Below are 14883 nucleotides of genomic sequence, written 5' to 3' on the forward strand. Positions count from 1 at the left end.
GCTTACAGCGGCAAGTGCCGGCTTAACAGTGCCCGCAGCGCCGCAGGTTTTACCGGCTTGGCCAGGTAATCCAGCCCCGCTGCGTGCACCTCGGCCACTGTTTCCGCACGGCCATCGGCGCTGATCACCACGCCGGGAATCGGCTCGGCCAATTGTGCGCGTAACCACCCCATGAGCTCGGTGCCGGTTTCGCCGTGGTCCAGGTGATAGTCCACCAGCACCAGTTGTGGACGTACGCCGTCGGCGAGCAAGGCGGCGCATTGCGCCTGGTCGGCGGCGGTCCATACGTCGCAGCCCCAACGGGTCAGCAGGCTGCGCATCCCCATCAGGATGCTGTCTTCGTTGTCCACGCACAGCACCCGCGCACCGCTCAGCGGTTGACCGGTTTCCGGCGGGGGCTTGAGCGACGGGCTGGCTTGATCGCGCGCCAATGGCACGCGCACGCTGAACACACTGCCTTTACCCGGCCAGGAGCGCACGCTCAGACGGTGGCCCAGCACTCGGCACAAGCCGTCGGCAATCGCCAGGCCCAGTCCCAGGCCTTTTTCGGCGCGGGTCTGGTGGCTGTCCAGGCGCTTGAATTCCTCGAAAATGACCTTCTGTTTATCCAGCGGAATGCCCGGGCCACGGTCCCACACCTCCAGGCATAATTCGCCACGACGTCGGCGTACGCCCAGCAGCACCGGTCCTTCGGCATAACGGAAGGCGTTGGTCAGAAAGTTCTGCAAAATCCGCCGCAGCAGCTTGATGTCACTGTCGACTCGCAGACGGCTGCCACGCAGACGAAAGCGCAGGCCTTGCTCCTGGGCCAGCGCCTTGAACTCGGCGCCGAGGGTGTCGAACAGTTCGTTCAGCGCAAACGGCTGACGCTGCGGATTGATCTTGCCGTTCTCCAGGCGCGAAATATCCAGCAGGTCGCTGATCAGGTCTTCAGCCGAACGCAGCGAACTGTCCAGGTGCTGCACCAGTTGCCGGGCGTCACTCGACAGGCCGTCGTGCTGATGGGAAAGGGCAGCGGAGAACAGACGTGCGGCGTTCAAAGGTTGCATCAAGTCATGGCTCACCGCCGCGAGAAAGCGGGTTTTCGACTGGCTGGCGGACTCGGCCACGCCCTTGGCGTCGGTCAGTGCCAGATTGAGCTGGGACAGTTCATGTGTGCGCTCGGTCACCCGTTGTTCCAGGCCTTCATTGGCCTCGGTGAGTGCCTGCTCCGCTTCACGAAACGCGGTAATGTCGGTGAAACTCATGACAAAGCCACCGCCCGGCATCGGATTGCCGATCAACTCGATCACCCGGCCATTGGGAAACAGACGCTCGGAGGTGTGCGCGCGGCCCTGGCGCATCCAGTGAAGGCGTCGCGCCACATGCACCTCGGCCTCGCCCGGCCCGCACAGGCCGCGTTCGGCGTTGTAGCGAATGATGTCGGCAATCGGCCTGCCCACGCTGATCAGCCCGTCCGGGTAGTTGAACAGCTCCAAATAACGGCGGTTCCAGGCCACCAGCTTGAGGGACTGGTCAACCACGCTGATGCCCTGGGTGATGTTCTCGATGGCGCCTTGCAACAGCGCCCGGTTGAACTGCAGCACTTCCGAGGCTTCGTCGGCGATTCGGACGACGTCCTCAAGCTGCATTTCCCGACCTTCAATGGCCGCTTTCACCACCGCCCGCGTCGACGAGGCGCCGAGTACCCCGGCCAGCAGGCGTTCGGTGTGGGCGATCCAGTCGTTGTCGGCATTCTGGTTGGGGTTGAAGCCTTTGCCCTGGCGATAGGCGAAGCGGATGAAGCTCTGCTGCGCGCGTTCCTCACCGACAAAGCGCGCCGCCAGGCTGAGCAGGTCGCTGATCTGCACCGACAGCATCGAGCGGGCGCCGGCACGCTGGCTGGTCTCCTGGCCGATAAAGCGGCCGGCCTGCCAGTGCTCGGAAACGCGCGTGCGCGAAAGCATCGACACCCACACGAACAAGGTGAAGTTGCCTGCCAGGGAAAACACCGTACCGAGGGTCAGCGAGGTAACGGACAACCCCAGCGGGTGCGAATGCAGCCAGGTCATGCCGGGGAAAAGGCTGAAGGACCAGCCGAGACTTTTCGCGGTCACCGGTAGCACCAGGGTGTAGAACCACAGGAACGTGCCTGCCGCGAGGCCTGCAAACACGCCCCGTCGATTGGCCTGCTTCCAGTACAGCGCGCCGAGCATGGCGGGGGCCAGTTGGGTCACCGCGGCAAAGGCGATCTGGCCGATGGTGGCCAGGCTGGCGGTGGAGCCCAGCAGCCGATAGCTGACATAGGCCAGCAGCAGGATGATCACAATGCTGACCCGGCGCACCGAGAGCATCCAGTGGCGGAACACTTCGAACGGCCGCTCGGCGCTGGAGCGGCGCAGCAGCCAGGGCAGCAGCATGTCGTTGGAGACCATGGTCGACAGCGCGATGCTGGCCACGATCACCATGCCGGTGGCCGCCGAGGCGCCGCCGATAAACGCCAATACTGCCAGTGCCGGATGAGCTTCGGCCAGGGGCAGGCTGATCACGTAGGAGTCAGGCAGCACCGAGCCGGGCAGCAGCATTTTGCCGCCCAGGGCAATCGGCACCACAAACAGTGCTGCGAGGATCAGGTACGCCGGAAACACCCACTTGGCCAGGCGCAGGTCCTGTGGATCAATGTTCTCGACCACCGTGACGTGGAACTGCCGCGGCAGGCAGATGATCGCCATCATGGCGACGCCCGTCTGTACCACCATCGACGGCCAATTGATGGTCTCTTTCCAGTATTCCTCCAGTCGGGGTGCGAGCATCGCCTGGCTGAACAGGTCGTCGAAACCGTCGTACAGGCCGTAGGTCACAAACGCGCCGACCGCCAGAAATGCGAACAGCTTGACCAGCGATTCAAATGCAATCGCCAGCACCATGCCGCGATGGTGTTCGGTGGCGTCAAGGTTGCGGGTGCCGAAAACAATGGTGAACAGCGCCAGCACCAGCGATACCACCAGCGCCGTGTCCTGTGCGCGGGTGCCGGTGGTGTCGGCGCCAGAGCCGATCAAGAGATTGACCCCAAGCACGATGCCTTTGAGTTGCAGGGCAATATACGGCAGCACGCCGACCAGGCAGATCAACGCCACCACCACGGCCAGCGACTGGGATTTGCCGTAGCGGGCGGCGATAAAGTCGGCGATGGAGGTGATGTTTTCCTGCTTGCTGATCAGCACCATCTTTTGCAGCACCCAGGGTGCCAGTACCAGCAACAGCACCGGGCCCAGGTAGATCGGGATGAATGCCCAGAGTTGTTCGGCGGCCTGGCCGACGGCGCCGAAGAACGTCCAGCTGGTGCAATACACCGCCAGCGACAGGCTATATACCCAGGCGCGCACTCGCGGTGGCAATGGCGCGCGGCGGCGGTCACCGTAAAAGGCGATGGCAAACATAATGGCCATATAGGCCAGGGCAACGGCGGCGATCAGCCCGCTGGACAGCGTCATGTTAACTCCGAGCACAGGAACACCCAGGCAGACCCGGCCCGGTGGGACAGTCTCGCATGATGCCGGGTGTTAGTCAGTGTCGACCAAGGTCGCCCCCTCGATCACCTCGGTGGCAGGGTTTTCTGACGCAGGATGTAGACCGTCACCAGTACGGCGCTGGTCAGCATGAACCCGCGCGCCCAGGGCGAAGGCACCAGGTAGCAGGAGACGCTGATACTCAACCACATCAGGCCGATGGCGTAGACCTTGCCCTTGAGCGGGATGCCGTTGCCGTCCAGATAACCACGAATCCACGGGCCCAGCTGCGGGTGTTCCACCAGCCAGTGGTAGAAGCGCGGCGAGCTGCGTGCAAAGCAGGCTGCGGCAAGGAGGAGGAAGGGGGTGGTGGGCAGCACCGGCAGGAAAATGCCGATCACTCCCAGCGCCACGCTGAGCCAGCCGATAGCCAGCAGCGTATAGCGCAGGAGCGGCGAGCGATTGCCCATGGGTGTCACGGGCAAACCACTCAGTGGTGGCGAGGCTTGAGAATCGCCGGTTTTTCGTCGGGCGCGTTGCACAGCAGGTACAGCGCGGTCAGGGCTTCCGGGATCTGTACGATCATGTCGTCCATCAGGTTGGCGTCGGCGGCGATATCGGAGAATTCAGCTTCTTCCTCGAACAGGCCAGAACCGACCATGATCGGCAGGAGCATCTCGCTGACTTCTTCTTCAGCCGACTCGAACCAGGCGGCTTCACGCAGAAACACGCCTTCCATGAAACCGATGCACCAGCCGCGCAGGTCGGAGTCGTCCGGATCTTCGCCCAGGTCCAGCTCGCACGGCAACTCGAATTCCTCGTCGGATGCCAGTTGGCGACCGATGTGGGCCTTGAGGGCCAGCAGGGTGGATTCGATTTCCTCGCGGTGGGCGTCGTCGGTGTAGCGAGGCTCCTCAGCGAACAGCGCGTCGATCCATTCACGGTCGGGGACGACTTCGGCGCAGATCGACAGGGCGGTCAGGTAGCCGTGGGCGGCCACGTAGTCCAGCGCCTCGTCATGCAGCTCATCGGCGTCGAGGAAGGCTTGCAGGCGGGTTAGTTGCTCAGCGAAGGACATTGAAGGACTACCTTGGGAATAAACGATGCTGAATTCTAGGCTTTCTTGAGCGCCCAGGCCAGCCGCACTGCATATTTGCCAGGTTTTAGCGAGAGAGGTCTATTCGTCAGTCGCGCCCTTTGCCGGATGACGCTCGGGTATACTGCCGCGTTTTGTGATGCCCCATGCAGGCTGGTCGGCAGCGCGGGAAAACTTCGCTTACGGATTATTTTCCGTGCCAGCACCGTTTTTCGGCCAGCCTGTACAGAGGGATTTTGGCACCATTTTGGAGTTTTACATGCTCGAGCAGGCTCAACGCGTCCTCAAGGACATCTTCGGCTACGACAGTTTTCGTGGCCGCCAGGGTGCGATCATTGAGCGCGTGGCCAAGGGTGGTGATGCCCTGGTATTGATGCCTACCGGTGGTGGTAAATCCTTGTGCTTCCAGGTACCCGCTTTGCTGCGCAACGGCCTGGCGGTAGTGGTTTCGCCGTTGATCGCGTTGATGGACGATCAGGTGGCCACCCTGGAAGAACTCGGCGTCGCTGCCGCCTCCCTGAATTCCACCCTCAGCGCCGAGCAGCAGCGCGACCTGGCCGCACGCATCAAGCGCGGCGAAGTGAAAATGCTTTATCTGGCCCCCGAGCGTCTGGTGCAGCCGCGCATGCTGGCGTTCCTGCAGAGCCTGGAAATCGCCCTGTTCGCCATCGACGAAGCTCACTGTGTGTCGCAATGGGGGCATGATTTTCGTCGCGAGTATTTGCAGTTGGGCCAGTTGGCCGAGCTGTTTCCCGACGTGCCGCGTATCGCCCTGACCGCCACCGCCGACAAGCGTACCCGCGAAGAAATCGTCGAACGCCTGCATCTGCAGAACGCCGAGCGCTTCCTGTCGAGTTTTGACCGGCCGAATATCTTCTACCGCATTGTGCCCAAGGAGCAGCCGCGCAAGCAGTTGCTGGCGTTCCTGTCCGAGCGGCGCAGCGATGCGGGCATTGTCTATTGCCTGTCGCGCAAAAAGGTCGACGAAGTCGCCGCGTTCCTCTGCGAGCAGGGCTACCCGGCGCTGCCGTACCACGCGGGCCTGCCCAATGAGACACGCTCGGCCCACCAGAAGCGCTTCCTCAATGAGGAAGGTCTGATCATGGTGGCAACCATTGCGTTCGGCATGGGCATCGACAAGTCAAACGTGCGCTTCGTCGCTCACATGGACCTGCCCAAATCCCTTGAGGCCTACTACCAGGAAACCGGGCGTGCCGGCCGCGATGGCCTGCCGGCAGATGCCTGGATGGTCTACGGGCTGCAGGATGTGGTGATGCTCAAGCAGATGCTGCAGAACTCCGAAGGCGACGAGCGTCACAAGCGCCTTGAACAGCACAAGCTCGACGCCATGCTGTCGCTGTGCGAAGAAACCCGCTGCCGCCGCCAGACCTTGCTTGCCTACTTCGACGAAGACATGCCCGAGCCCTGCGGCCATTGCGACAACTGCACCGATGGCGTGCAGACGTGGGACGCCACCGAGCCGGCGCGTCAGGCGTTGTCGACTATCTACCGCACCGGCCAGCGCTACGGCGTGGGCCACCTGGTGGATGTGCTGCTGGGCAAGGACAACGAGAAAGTGCGCAGCTTCGGCCACGAAAAACTCTCGGTCTACGGCGTCGGCAAGGCCCGCGCCGAGGGCGAATGGCGCTCGCTGTTCCGGCAGATGGTCGCGCGCAACCTCGTGGACATCGACATCGAAGGCTACGGTGGTCTGCGCCTGAACGACAGTTGCCGACCGCTGCTCAAGGGCGAAGTGACCCTGGAACTGCGCCGCGACCTCAAGCCCCAGACCACCGCGAAAAGCAGCAGCACCAGCCCGGCCAGTCAGTTGGTGCGCGGTGAAGAGCGCGAGCAGTGGGAAGCCCTGCGCACCCTGCGCCGCAAACTGGCGCAGGAACACAGCGTGCCGCCTTACGTCATCTTCCCCGACTCCACCCTGCTGGAGATGCTGCGCGAGCAGCCCACCACCATGGCCGAGATGGCCAGAGTCAGCGGCGTGGGCGCGCGCAAGCTGGAGCGTTACGGCCAGGCCTTCCTCGAAGTGCTGGGCGGGCAGGCCGAAGCGCCGAAGGAAGTCGCCGATATCCGCCACGAACTGATCAGCCTGGCGCGGGCCGGCATGACGCCGATCCAGATTGCCGGCCAACTGCAATGTTCGGAAAAAAACGTCTATACCTTGCTCGCCGAATCCATTGGCAAGCAGCAATTGTCACTTGAGCAGGCCCTTGATTTACCGGAGGATCTGCTCGGCGAAATTCAGGATGCGTTTCTTGACGGAGAGGGCGAATTGCCGCCGGTTGCGGAGATCGCACCGTTGTTCAGCGGACGTGTTCCGGAAGGCGTCTTGTACTGCGTACGGGCGGCCTTGCAGTCTGAATTCGAGATTTAATGGGTCAATTGCGACAATGTAACGAATCAGTACATAGCCACTATTGCCTATGGGCATGGCTCATGCTTAGCTGACTAATAATTAGCCAAACTTTATTTTCAGTCTAAACCACGAGTTTTTTATGCCGTTAACCGATCAACACCGATTTGGCATGCAATTGGCGCAAATGTCCCGAGGTTGGCGCGCCGAGCTTGATCGCCGCCTCGCGGGGTTGGGCTTGTCCCAGGCACGCTGGCTGGTGCTGCTGCACCTGGCGCGGTTCGAAGACGCGCCGACTCAGCGAGAGCTGGCGCAGAGCGTTGGTGTGGAAGGTCCGACCCTTGCGCGGTTGCTCGACAGCCTCGAGGGGCAGGGGTTGGTGCAGCGCCAGGCGGTGGTGGAAGACCGGCGGGCCAAGCGGATTTTGTTGTGTGATACGGCTCGGCCGTTGATTGATCAGATTGAGACGATTGCGACTGCCTTGCGCCATGAGTTGTTTGTGGGGGTGGATGAGGCGGATTTGAAGGTGTGCATGCGGGTGCATGGGCATATTTTGCGGAATTTGGAAAAGTCTTGATTGAGTGAGTGCCGTGGTTTGGTGGGGGTCCCCCGGTGTATATCCGTTAATGGTGGGCCTGTACCGTGACAACGGCCACGCTCCAGCCAGCTTACTGGTAGCTGACACACTGCCATCGGGAGCAAGCCCCCTCCCACATTGGGATCTCCATTTGTCCGATGGATATCACACTGCTTTTGCTTTGGTTACTTTGAACGGGGCCGGCATTCCGGCTCTTTTCCAACGTGACCCGCCGTAGGGGCGGAACCAACATCCGCCATCACCGCAGCAACGGGTATATACCCCACCCAAAAACACCCCCCTTAAAACGTCTGCCCCAAATTCAAATAAACCGCTTTCTGCCGCTCATCATTAAATCCGTAACTGAAATTCAACGGCCCCAGCGGCGTATCAAACCCCAAAAACACACTCGCAGCATTGATATACCCGCTGTCGAACTCATTATCATTGTTCCACGCCCGACCCCGCTCCAGGGATGCCCCCAGGTACAGCGGAAAATCCAGCGGCAGATATGAGCGCGGTGTCAGCCGGCGATAGTAAACCGCCCGCATCAGGCTGATGTTCTGCCCCGAAATCGCATCCTGACGAAACCCCGACAGCTGCCGCGCGCCGCCCAGCAGAAAGCTGGAAACCACCACCTCCGAATTGTCCAGCGTGCGCCCATAACGCCCACCCAGCACCAGGGTGTCGGGGCCGTGGCTCATGGCTTTGTCCAGCTTGAACTCCCATTGTCGGTAGCGTTGGTCGGAGCCCAGTCCCGGTTCGAATTCGCGAAACGCCAGGCTGATATCTTCGCCCGTGTGGGGGAAGTACACGTTGTCCAGCGAATCGAAGGAGTATTTGAGTTCATAGAAGCCTTCGCTGAAGCTTGCGCTCGGCAGGTCGCGTTCGCCGATGCGTACGTCCGCCTTGCCCCAGGCTTCGCCGACGCCGAAGCGAATCTCGCCGCTGTTGCCGATCTGCCGGCCGACATTCAGGCCGAATCCGTAGCGTTCCACGCGGTATTCGGCGATCGGGTCGTTGTCCAGCACCAGCTCGACGTTTTGTGCCTTGGCGGTGATATAGGGCGCAACGAAGTAACGCGAGCCGGCGTCCATCGGTTGGTAGAACTCGCTGTACAACTCCTGCCGATCCCCTATCTGCACCCGCGTCAGCCATTCGGCGCCGAGGCGGTTGATGCCGTTTACACGGTAACTGGCGCCCAGGTTGAAGGCACTGTCGCCGCGCATGTCGTCTGACAGATTCAGGCCCAGGCGCAGGTAGTCGGTGCCGCTGCGCTTGCCCCGTGCGCTGATCACCAGGGTGTTGTCGCGGCCCTTTTTCACTACGCGGTATTGCACCTGCTCGAAGTAATCCAGGCCATACAGGGTGCCCATGTCCGATTGCAGTCGACCCAGGTTGAGGGGCTCGCCCAGGGGTTGGCGAATGTAATAGCGGATCACGTCATCGCTGACTTTCGAGTCGTTCTCTACGGTGATAGCGGTGATGACCGGAGTGCGTTCGCCCGGTGCCCGCGCGGCCGCCAGTTCGGCGTCAATGGGTTCGGCGGGGCGCAAGTGGGCCAGGCGCTGGTCGAGTGCGCGGGTGGCGCGGTAGCCGGCGTCGATCATGTCCCTGGCGCGGCCGAAGTCGGTGACGCCGTAGGCGCTCAACGGCGGCTGGATCAGCACGTCCTTGGGATGCAGGGCCTTGAGTTGTTCTTCGGAATTGCGCCGGGTCATCAGGGTGATGGATTGGTTGAGTACGTCCACTACCGTTGCCAGTTGCTTGCGCGAGCGCAGCGGGGTGCCGATGTCGACCACGATGGCAATGTCGACGCCCATCTCACGGGCCACATCCAGGGGAATGTTATCGGTCATGCCACCGTCCACCAGCAATCGGCCGTCCAGCTCCACCGGGGCGAACACGGCGGGAATCGACATGCTTGCGCGAATCACCTGGGGCAGGTGGCCCTTGCTGAACACCACTTTTTCGCCCGTGGTGATGTCCGTGGCCACCGCCCGAAACGGGATGGGCAGTTTGTCAAAATTACGCGTGTTGCTGCTGTGGGCGAACATGCTCTCCAGCAGCAGCGCCAGGTTCTGGCCCTGGATCACGCCCAGCGGCAGGCCGAGGCTGCCATCGTCGCGAAAGCTGAGTTTCTGCTTGACCAGGAAATCCCGGTCATCCTGTTTGCGTCGAAACGGTACGTCCTCGCGCGGTGGCGCATCGGACAGGGCTTGCTGCCAGTCGATGCCCAGCGCGAGTTTTTCCAATTCGTCGATCTTGTAGCCCGATGCATACAGCCCACCAATCACCGCGCCCATGCTGGTGCCGGCGATGGCGTCGATGTGGATGCCTTGCTCCTCCAGCGCCTTGAGCACGCCGATGTGGGCCAGGCCACGCGCGGCGCCGCCGGACAGCACCAGGCCGATTTTCGGCCGTGGTGGTTCAACGGCATCGGCAAGAAGAGGGAGCAGGCACAGGAACAGGCAGGACAGCAGGCGGCGCATCATGAATCTCAAGGCTGGGCGATAATGGCCGGTATTATAGCCACTCGATCCGCCGAGGCCGTTACGCCAGGAGCCTGTCAAATTATGTCCGTGAGCAAACCCGAGATCGTCATCACCTACTGCACCCAATGCCAATGGCTGCTTCGCGCGGCGTGGCTGGCGCAGGAACTGTTAAGCACCTTTGCCGAGGACCTGGCCCGGGTCGCGCTGGAGCCTGCGACCGGCGGGACGTTTCGGATTACCTGCGACGGCGTGCAACTGTGGGAGCGCAAGGCCGACGGCGGTTTTCCCGAGGCCAAGGTGCTCAAGCAACGGCTGCGCGACCAGATCGACCCGCAGCGTGACCTCGGGCACAACGATCGTACCGCGTAGGGATCAACTCGCCCCCGCCGGCTGTTTGGCCTGAGCGGCGCTGCCCATCAGGCCGGACAGCACGATGGCGACGATGATCAGCGCGCCGCCCAGCAGCATGCGCAGGGTTGGCGTTTCGGCGAACAACAGCCAGGCCACGGTAATGCCATAGACCGGCTCCATGGCGAACACCACCGACGCAGTGCGCGCCTTGATCACTGCCAGGCTGGCGACAAACAGACTATGGGCCAGGCCCGTACAGAACACCCCGAGCAGGCCGATCCACAGCCAGTCAATCGCGCGCACATCCGCCAGCCCCGGTGCCGCCACGGGCAACAGGCACACCGCGACCACCACGTTCTGGCACAAGGCCGCCTGCACCGCCGGAACTCGCCCGGAACCGGCACGGTTATTCAGTGACAGCAACGAGAACAGCAACCCCGAGGCAATCCCCCACAGCAGGCCGCCGGTGGCTTCGCTGGCGAGATTGAAGTCCGGCGTCACCAGCACCAGGCCCACCGTGACCAGCGCCACCAGCAGCACTTCATTGGCGCGAATGCGTTCGCGAAAAATCAGCCCCTCGAGAATCACGGTAAACGCCGGAAACGCGGTAAACCCCAGAGTGGCAACCGCGACACCGGCGACTTTGACCGCTATGAAGAATGTCACCCAGTGCGCCGCCAGCAAAACGCCGCTGACCACCAGTCGACGCCAGTCGCGCCGCAATGGTTTCCAGGGGGCATTGCTGGCGAACCGGGCAAATACCGCCAGGGCCAGCACGGCAAACGCGGCGCGACCAAACACGATGATGGCGGGGGAGGCGGCGGCCAGTTTACCGAATACGCCAGTGAGGCCAAACATCAGTGCGCCGATATGCAGGGCGCCGAGGGCTGAGCGGGGAGTCATTGCGATCCTTGAATCAACGAGCGGACAGGTGCGCAGTCTAGAGGCTCGCGCAGGTCAGCGTCTGTCGTCCGCGCTGCGATTTTTATCGCGTGACGTTTCCTACACTGCACGCTGCAGCGGGATGAAAGAAGCAGGGGCGCTGTCATCAGACTGACGCACCGTTGTCATGGGCTATTAATCGCCAGGGCGCAAGCTCGCGAAAACACCGCCGAGGCAAGCCCATGACCAGTGCAGAGTCCATCAAGCCCAGCCGCAAGCAACGGGTGCGTACCCTGTGGATTTCCGACGTGCACCTGGGCACCCGGGATTGCCAGGCCGAACACCTGTCGCAATTTCTCAAGGGCTATCACGCCGACAAGGTGTACCTGGTGGGCGATATCATCGACGGCTGGAAAATGCGCGGCGGCATGTATTGGCCCCAGGCCCACACCAACGTGATCCGCCGCCTGCTGACCATGGCCAAGCGCGGCACCGAGGTGATCTATGTCACCGGTAACCATGACGAATTTTTAAGGCGCTACTCCAAGCTGATCCTGGGCAATATCCAGTTGGTGGATGAAGCCGTGCACGTCACCGCTGATGGTCGTCATCTGCTGGTGATCCATGGCGACCAGTTTGACGTGATCACCCGCTATCACCGCTGGCTGGCGTTCCTGGGCGACTCGGCCTACGAATTCACCCTCACGTTGAACCGCTGGCTCAACCATTGGCGGGCGCGCTATGGCTACGGCTATTGGTCGCTGTCGGCGTATTTGAAGCACAAGGTCAAAACGGCGGTGAGTTTTATCAGCGATTTTGAAGAAGCCATCGCCCATGAAGTGACCCGGCGCGAACTGCATGGCGTGGTGTGCGGGCATATTCACCATGCCGAGATTCGCAAGGTGGGCGAGGTGGATTACCTCAACTGTGGGGATTGGGTGGAGTCGTGCACGGCGCTGATCGAACACTGGGATGGGCAGATCGAGTTGTATCGCCTGGCAGATGCGCAGGCGAAGGAGGCGCTGCTAAAAGCTGAGATGGTGGCGGGCTAAAGGTCCACGCAACCCAAATGTGGAAGGGGGCTTGGGCCTCCCACATTTAGCGTCGGTTTCGTCAGTTGCAGACGTCGGCGATGGCTTGGGCCAGCAGGGTGAGGCGCGTTGCATCCATGCCTGCGACGTTGGCCCGTCCAGAACTCACCAGGTACACGCTGTGCTTTTCTCGCAGTTGCTGGACCTGCTCGGCACTCAGGCCGGTGTAGGAAAACATTCCGCGCTGCGTCCCGATATGCGCAAACTTCTCAGCCAGCCCGTGCGGCGCCAGGGCGTCCACCAGCCCGGCACGCAATTGCGCGATGCGCGAGCGCATGGCTTCGACTTCGCCGCTCCACAGAGCGCGCAGTTCCTCGTCGCCGAGGATGGTTGCAACCACTGCCGCACCATGATCCGGCGGCGTCGACCACAGGTTGCGCGCGGTATTGGCCAATTGGCTGCGGACATCCGTGAGCTTCTCGGCATCGGCCGCACACACGATCAGCGCGCCAACACGGTCGCTGTAGAGGCCGAAGTTCTTCGAGCACGAGCTGGTCACCAGCACTTCGGGCAACTGAGCGGCAAACAGGCGCACGGCCCAGGCGTCTTCTTCCAGGCCGTCGCCAAAGCCCTGGTAGGCGAAGTCGATCAGCGGCAGCAACCGGCGCTCGCGCACGATCTGCAACACCTGGCGCCAGTCATCCTGGGACAGGTCGAAACCGGTCGGGTTGTGGCAACAGGCGTGCAGCAGCACCACGTCACCCTCCGGCACCTTGGTCAGCGTCGCCAGCATTGCCGCCACGTCCAGGCGATTGTCAGCCCCCACATAGGGATAGTGGCTGACCTTGAGCCCGGCTTTGGCGAAGATACTTTCGTGGATCGGCCAGGTCGGGTTGCTCAGCCAGACACCGCGGCCGGGCAAGCTCTGGGCGATGAAGTCGGCGCTCAGGCGCAGGGCGCCGGTGCCGCCCGGCGTCTGGGTGGCGCCGGCGCGGCGTTCGCCGAGCACGGTTGAATCGGCGCCCAGCACCAGTTCGCAGAGCAGGGTGCCGAAAGCCGCATTGCCGTGGCCGCCGATGTAGGTCTTGGTGGTCTGCCTGTCCACCAGGCGCTGCTCGGCGAGTTTCACCGCGTGGGGAATCGGCGTCAGGCCCTGATCATCCTTGTACACGCCCACGCCGAGGTCGAACTTGTGCGGGTTGGTGTCCTGGGCATACAGGTCCATCAGGCCCAGGATCGGGTCGCCGGGCACGCGGGCAATGGCATCGAAATGCATTACTTGCGGCCCTCGGCGCCGGTGGCCACTTCGTCGGTGCGCGCGGCCATGATGAAGTCGTTGCGGTGCAGGCCCTTGATCGAGTGGCTCCACCACGTCACGGTGACCTTGCCCCATTCGGTGAGCAGGCCGGGGTGATGGCCCTCGGCTTCGGCGATTTCACCCACGGCGTTGGTGAAGGCCAGGGCGAATTTGAAGTTCTTGAACAGAAATACTTTTTCCAGTTGCATCACGCCGTCGCGCACTTCGATGTTCCAGTCGGGGATCTGCTTGAGCAGCACCGGCAACTCTTCATCGCTGACTTGCGGGGCGTCGGCGCGGCAGGCTTCACAGTGGGCTTGATTCAACGTGGTCATGGAGATGTCCTGAATTCGAAAGGTGAAGGTCAGTGGCGTCACCCTAAAGCAACACGCGGCCAGGGAACAGACTCACCTGGCGTCAAAATGCAAGGTTCAAGCAGCCTTGGGCTTGGGTGGGAACTTGGGCGCGTGCAGCCCCAACTGCATGCCGCGCTTGACCATGCCCATGATGTCTTCCTGTGCGACGTCGAACAGGCGCTTGAGCTCGGGCAAGACAAAATACAGCGGTTGCAGGATGTCGATGCGGTACGGCGTGCGCATTGCTTCTAGCGGGTCGAAGGCTTGATGTTCGGGCTGCGCAGACAGGCTGTACACCGTCTCTCTGGGTGACGACAGAATACCGCCACCGTAGATGCGCAGGCCGGCGGGGGTATCGACCAGGCCAAATTCGATGGTCATCCAGTACAAACGCGCCAGGTACACCCGTTGCTCCTTGGTGGCCGCCAGGCCGAGCTTGCCGTAGGTGTGGGTGAATTCAGCGAACCAGGGGTTGGTCAGCAGCGGGCAGTGGCCGAAGATCTCGTGGAAAATATCCGGCTCTTGCAGATAGTCGAGTTCCTCGCGGGTGCGGATGAAGGTGGCCACCGGAAACTGCTTGCTGGCGAGCAGTTCGAAGAAAGTCTGGAAGGGGATCAGCGCCGGCACGCGGGCCACTTGCCACCCGGTGGTGTCGGCCAGCACTTGATTGATTTCGCCCAGTTGCGGGATGCGGTCCAGTGGCAGGGCAAGCTTGTCGATACCGTCCAAGTATTCCTGGCAGGCGCGACCCTCGATCACAGTCAGTTGGCGCGTGATCAGGGTGTTCCACACCGCGTGTTCTTCCGGCGAGTAATGGATAAAACCTTGCGCATCGGGCTCGCGGGCCACGTATTGCGTCTGCTTCATAGGGTTCTCCTGCTAGGCGTTCGTTATTGTTATGTCCTGCGATACCGGTATTGATACGCCGTGCCGGGCTGGATG

The 14883-nt window shown here is 62.1% G+C and carries 12 protein-coding genes; 4 read left to right on the top strand and 8 right to left on the bottom strand.

Translation table 11 applies throughout. The annotated features are described in order from the left end of the window. Positions 1-2: 2 nt before the first annotated feature. The 3 genes from TU75_RS09875 to TU75_RS09885 form a co-directional block, all read right to left on the bottom strand. The gene (locus TU75_RS09875; protein ID WP_015372603.1) at positions 3-3473 is read right to left on the bottom strand and encodes a hybrid sensor histidine kinase/response regulator; all 3471 of its coding nucleotides are present in this window, start codon (positions 3471-3473) and stop codon (positions 3-5) included. A gap of 101 nt (positions 3474-3574) precedes the next feature. Then, a complete protein-coding gene (locus tag TU75_RS09880) occupies positions 3575-3958 on the bottom strand; it encodes a YbaN family protein (protein WP_003238781.1) in 384 nt (127 codons plus the stop codon). 20 nt (positions 3959-3978) lie between these two features. Continuing rightward, positions 3979-4566 (bottom strand): UPF0149 family protein, encoded by a 588-nt coding sequence (locus TU75_RS09885; protein ID WP_003238779.1) that lies wholly within the window; start codon positions 4564-4566, stop codon positions 3979-3981. Positions 4567-4843: 277 nt separating this feature from the next. Between TU75_RS09885 and recQ the strand changes: the two genes are divergently transcribed. Both recQ and TU75_RS09895 read left to right on the top strand, forming a co-directional pair. Next, positions 4844-6973 carry a DNA helicase RecQ gene (gene recQ / locus TU75_RS09890; RefSeq protein ID WP_060548817.1) on the top strand — a complete coding sequence of 710 codons (2130 nt, stop codon included), beginning with the start codon at positions 4844-4846 and terminating at the stop codon, positions 6971-6973. Positions 6974-7094: 121 nt separating this feature from the next. Continuing rightward, positions 7095-7529, top strand: coding sequence for a MarR family transcriptional regulator (locus TU75_RS09895; RefSeq protein WP_003238775.1), 435 nt, complete (start codon positions 7095-7097; stop codon positions 7527-7529). A 302-nt stretch (positions 7530-7831) separates the two neighbouring features. On the opposite strand, the gene TU75_RS09900 is transcribed toward TU75_RS09895, so the two are convergent. Further along, entirely contained in the window at positions 7832-10021 is a 2190-nt protein-coding gene (locus TU75_RS09900; protein WP_003238773.1) for a patatin-like phospholipase family protein, read from the bottom strand. Positions 10022-10105: 84 nt separating this feature from the next. Here TU75_RS09900 and TU75_RS09905 point away from each other — a divergent pair, with 84 nt between their 5' ends. Next, positions 10106-10393 (top strand): Rdx family protein, encoded by a 288-nt coding sequence (locus TU75_RS09905; protein WP_003238771.1) that lies wholly within the window; start codon positions 10106-10108, stop codon positions 10391-10393. 3 nt (positions 10394-10396) lie between these two features. Here TU75_RS09905 and TU75_RS09910 read toward each other — a convergent pair whose 3' ends face one another. Beyond that, positions 10397-11278 carry a DMT family transporter gene (locus TU75_RS09910; protein WP_015372600.1) on the bottom strand — a complete coding sequence of 294 codons (882 nt, stop codon included), beginning with the start codon at positions 11276-11278 and terminating at the stop codon, positions 10397-10399. A gap of 221 nt (positions 11279-11499) precedes the next feature. Here TU75_RS09910 and TU75_RS09915 point away from each other — a divergent pair, with 221 nt between their 5' ends. Next, complete coding sequence (locus tag TU75_RS09915; RefSeq protein ID WP_003238767.1) at positions 11500-12309, top strand: UDP-2,3-diacylglucosamine diphosphatase; 810 nt, start codon at positions 11500-11502, stop codon at positions 12307-12309. A gap of 61 nt (positions 12310-12370) precedes the next feature. Here TU75_RS09915 and TU75_RS09920 read toward each other — a convergent pair whose 3' ends face one another. From TU75_RS09920 to phhA, 3 genes are all read right to left on the bottom strand, one after another. After that, positions 12371-13564 carry an amino acid aminotransferase gene (locus tag TU75_RS09920; protein ID WP_060548818.1) on the bottom strand — a complete coding sequence of 398 codons (1194 nt, stop codon included), beginning with the start codon at positions 13562-13564 and terminating at the stop codon, positions 12371-12373. Continuing rightward, a complete protein-coding gene (locus tag TU75_RS09925; RefSeq protein WP_003238764.1) occupies positions 13564-13920 on the bottom strand; it encodes a 4a-hydroxytetrahydrobiopterin dehydratase in 357 nt (118 codons plus the stop codon). Before TU75_RS09925 ends, TU75_RS09920 begins: the two co-directional genes overlap by 1 nt. 96 nt (positions 13921-14016) lie before the next feature. Further along, positions 14017-14808 carry a phenylalanine 4-monooxygenase gene (gene phhA / locus TU75_RS09930; RefSeq protein WP_060548819.1) on the bottom strand — a complete coding sequence of 264 codons (792 nt, stop codon included), beginning with the start codon at positions 14806-14808 and terminating at the stop codon, positions 14017-14019. Positions 14809-14883: the final 75 nt, after the last annotated feature.

Source organism: Pseudomonas poae, assembly GCF_001439785.1.
Classification (GTDB): domain Bacteria; phylum Pseudomonadota; class Gammaproteobacteria; order Pseudomonadales; family Pseudomonadaceae; genus Aquipseudomonas; species Aquipseudomonas poae.

Excerpts from the sequence above, each read along its gene's own strand:
- TU75_RS09875 (WP_015372603.1), bottom strand. The coding sequence starts at position 3,473 with ATGACGCTGTCCAGCGGGCTGATCGCCGCCGTTGCCCTGGCCTATATG.
- TU75_RS09880 (WP_003238781.1), bottom strand. The coding sequence starts at position 3,958 with ATGGGCAATCGCTCGCCGCTCCTGCGCTATACGCTGCTGGCTATCGGC.
- TU75_RS09885 (WP_003238779.1), bottom strand. The coding sequence starts at position 4,566 with ATGTCCTTCGCTGAGCAACTAACCCGCCTGCAAGCCTTCCTCGACGCC.
- recQ (WP_060548817.1), top strand. The coding sequence starts at position 4,844 with ATGCTCGAGCAGGCTCAACGCGTCCTCAAGGACATCTTCGGCTACGAC.
- TU75_RS09895 (WP_003238775.1), top strand. The coding sequence starts at position 7,095 with ATGCCGTTAACCGATCAACACCGATTTGGCATGCAATTGGCGCAAATG.
- TU75_RS09900 (WP_003238773.1), bottom strand. The coding sequence starts at position 10,021 with ATGCGCCGCCTGCTGTCCTGCCTGTTCCTGTGCCTGCTCCCTCTTCTT.
- TU75_RS09905 (WP_003238771.1), top strand. The coding sequence starts at position 10,106 with ATGTCCGTGAGCAAACCCGAGATCGTCATCACCTACTGCACCCAATGC.
- TU75_RS09910 (WP_015372600.1), bottom strand. The coding sequence starts at position 11,278 with ATGACTCCCCGCTCAGCCCTCGGCGCCCTGCATATCGGCGCACTGATG.
- TU75_RS09915 (WP_003238767.1), top strand. The coding sequence starts at position 11,500 with ATGACCAGTGCAGAGTCCATCAAGCCCAGCCGCAAGCAACGGGTGCGT.
- TU75_RS09920 (WP_060548818.1), bottom strand. The coding sequence starts at position 13,564 with ATGCATTTCGATGCCATTGCCCGCGTGCCCGGCGACCCGATCCTGGGC.
- TU75_RS09925 (WP_003238764.1), bottom strand. The coding sequence starts at position 13,920 with ATGACCACGTTGAATCAAGCCCACTGTGAAGCCTGCCGCGCCGACGCC.
- phhA (WP_060548819.1), bottom strand. The coding sequence starts at position 14,808 with ATGAAGCAGACGCAATACGTGGCCCGCGAGCCCGATGCGCAAGGTTTT.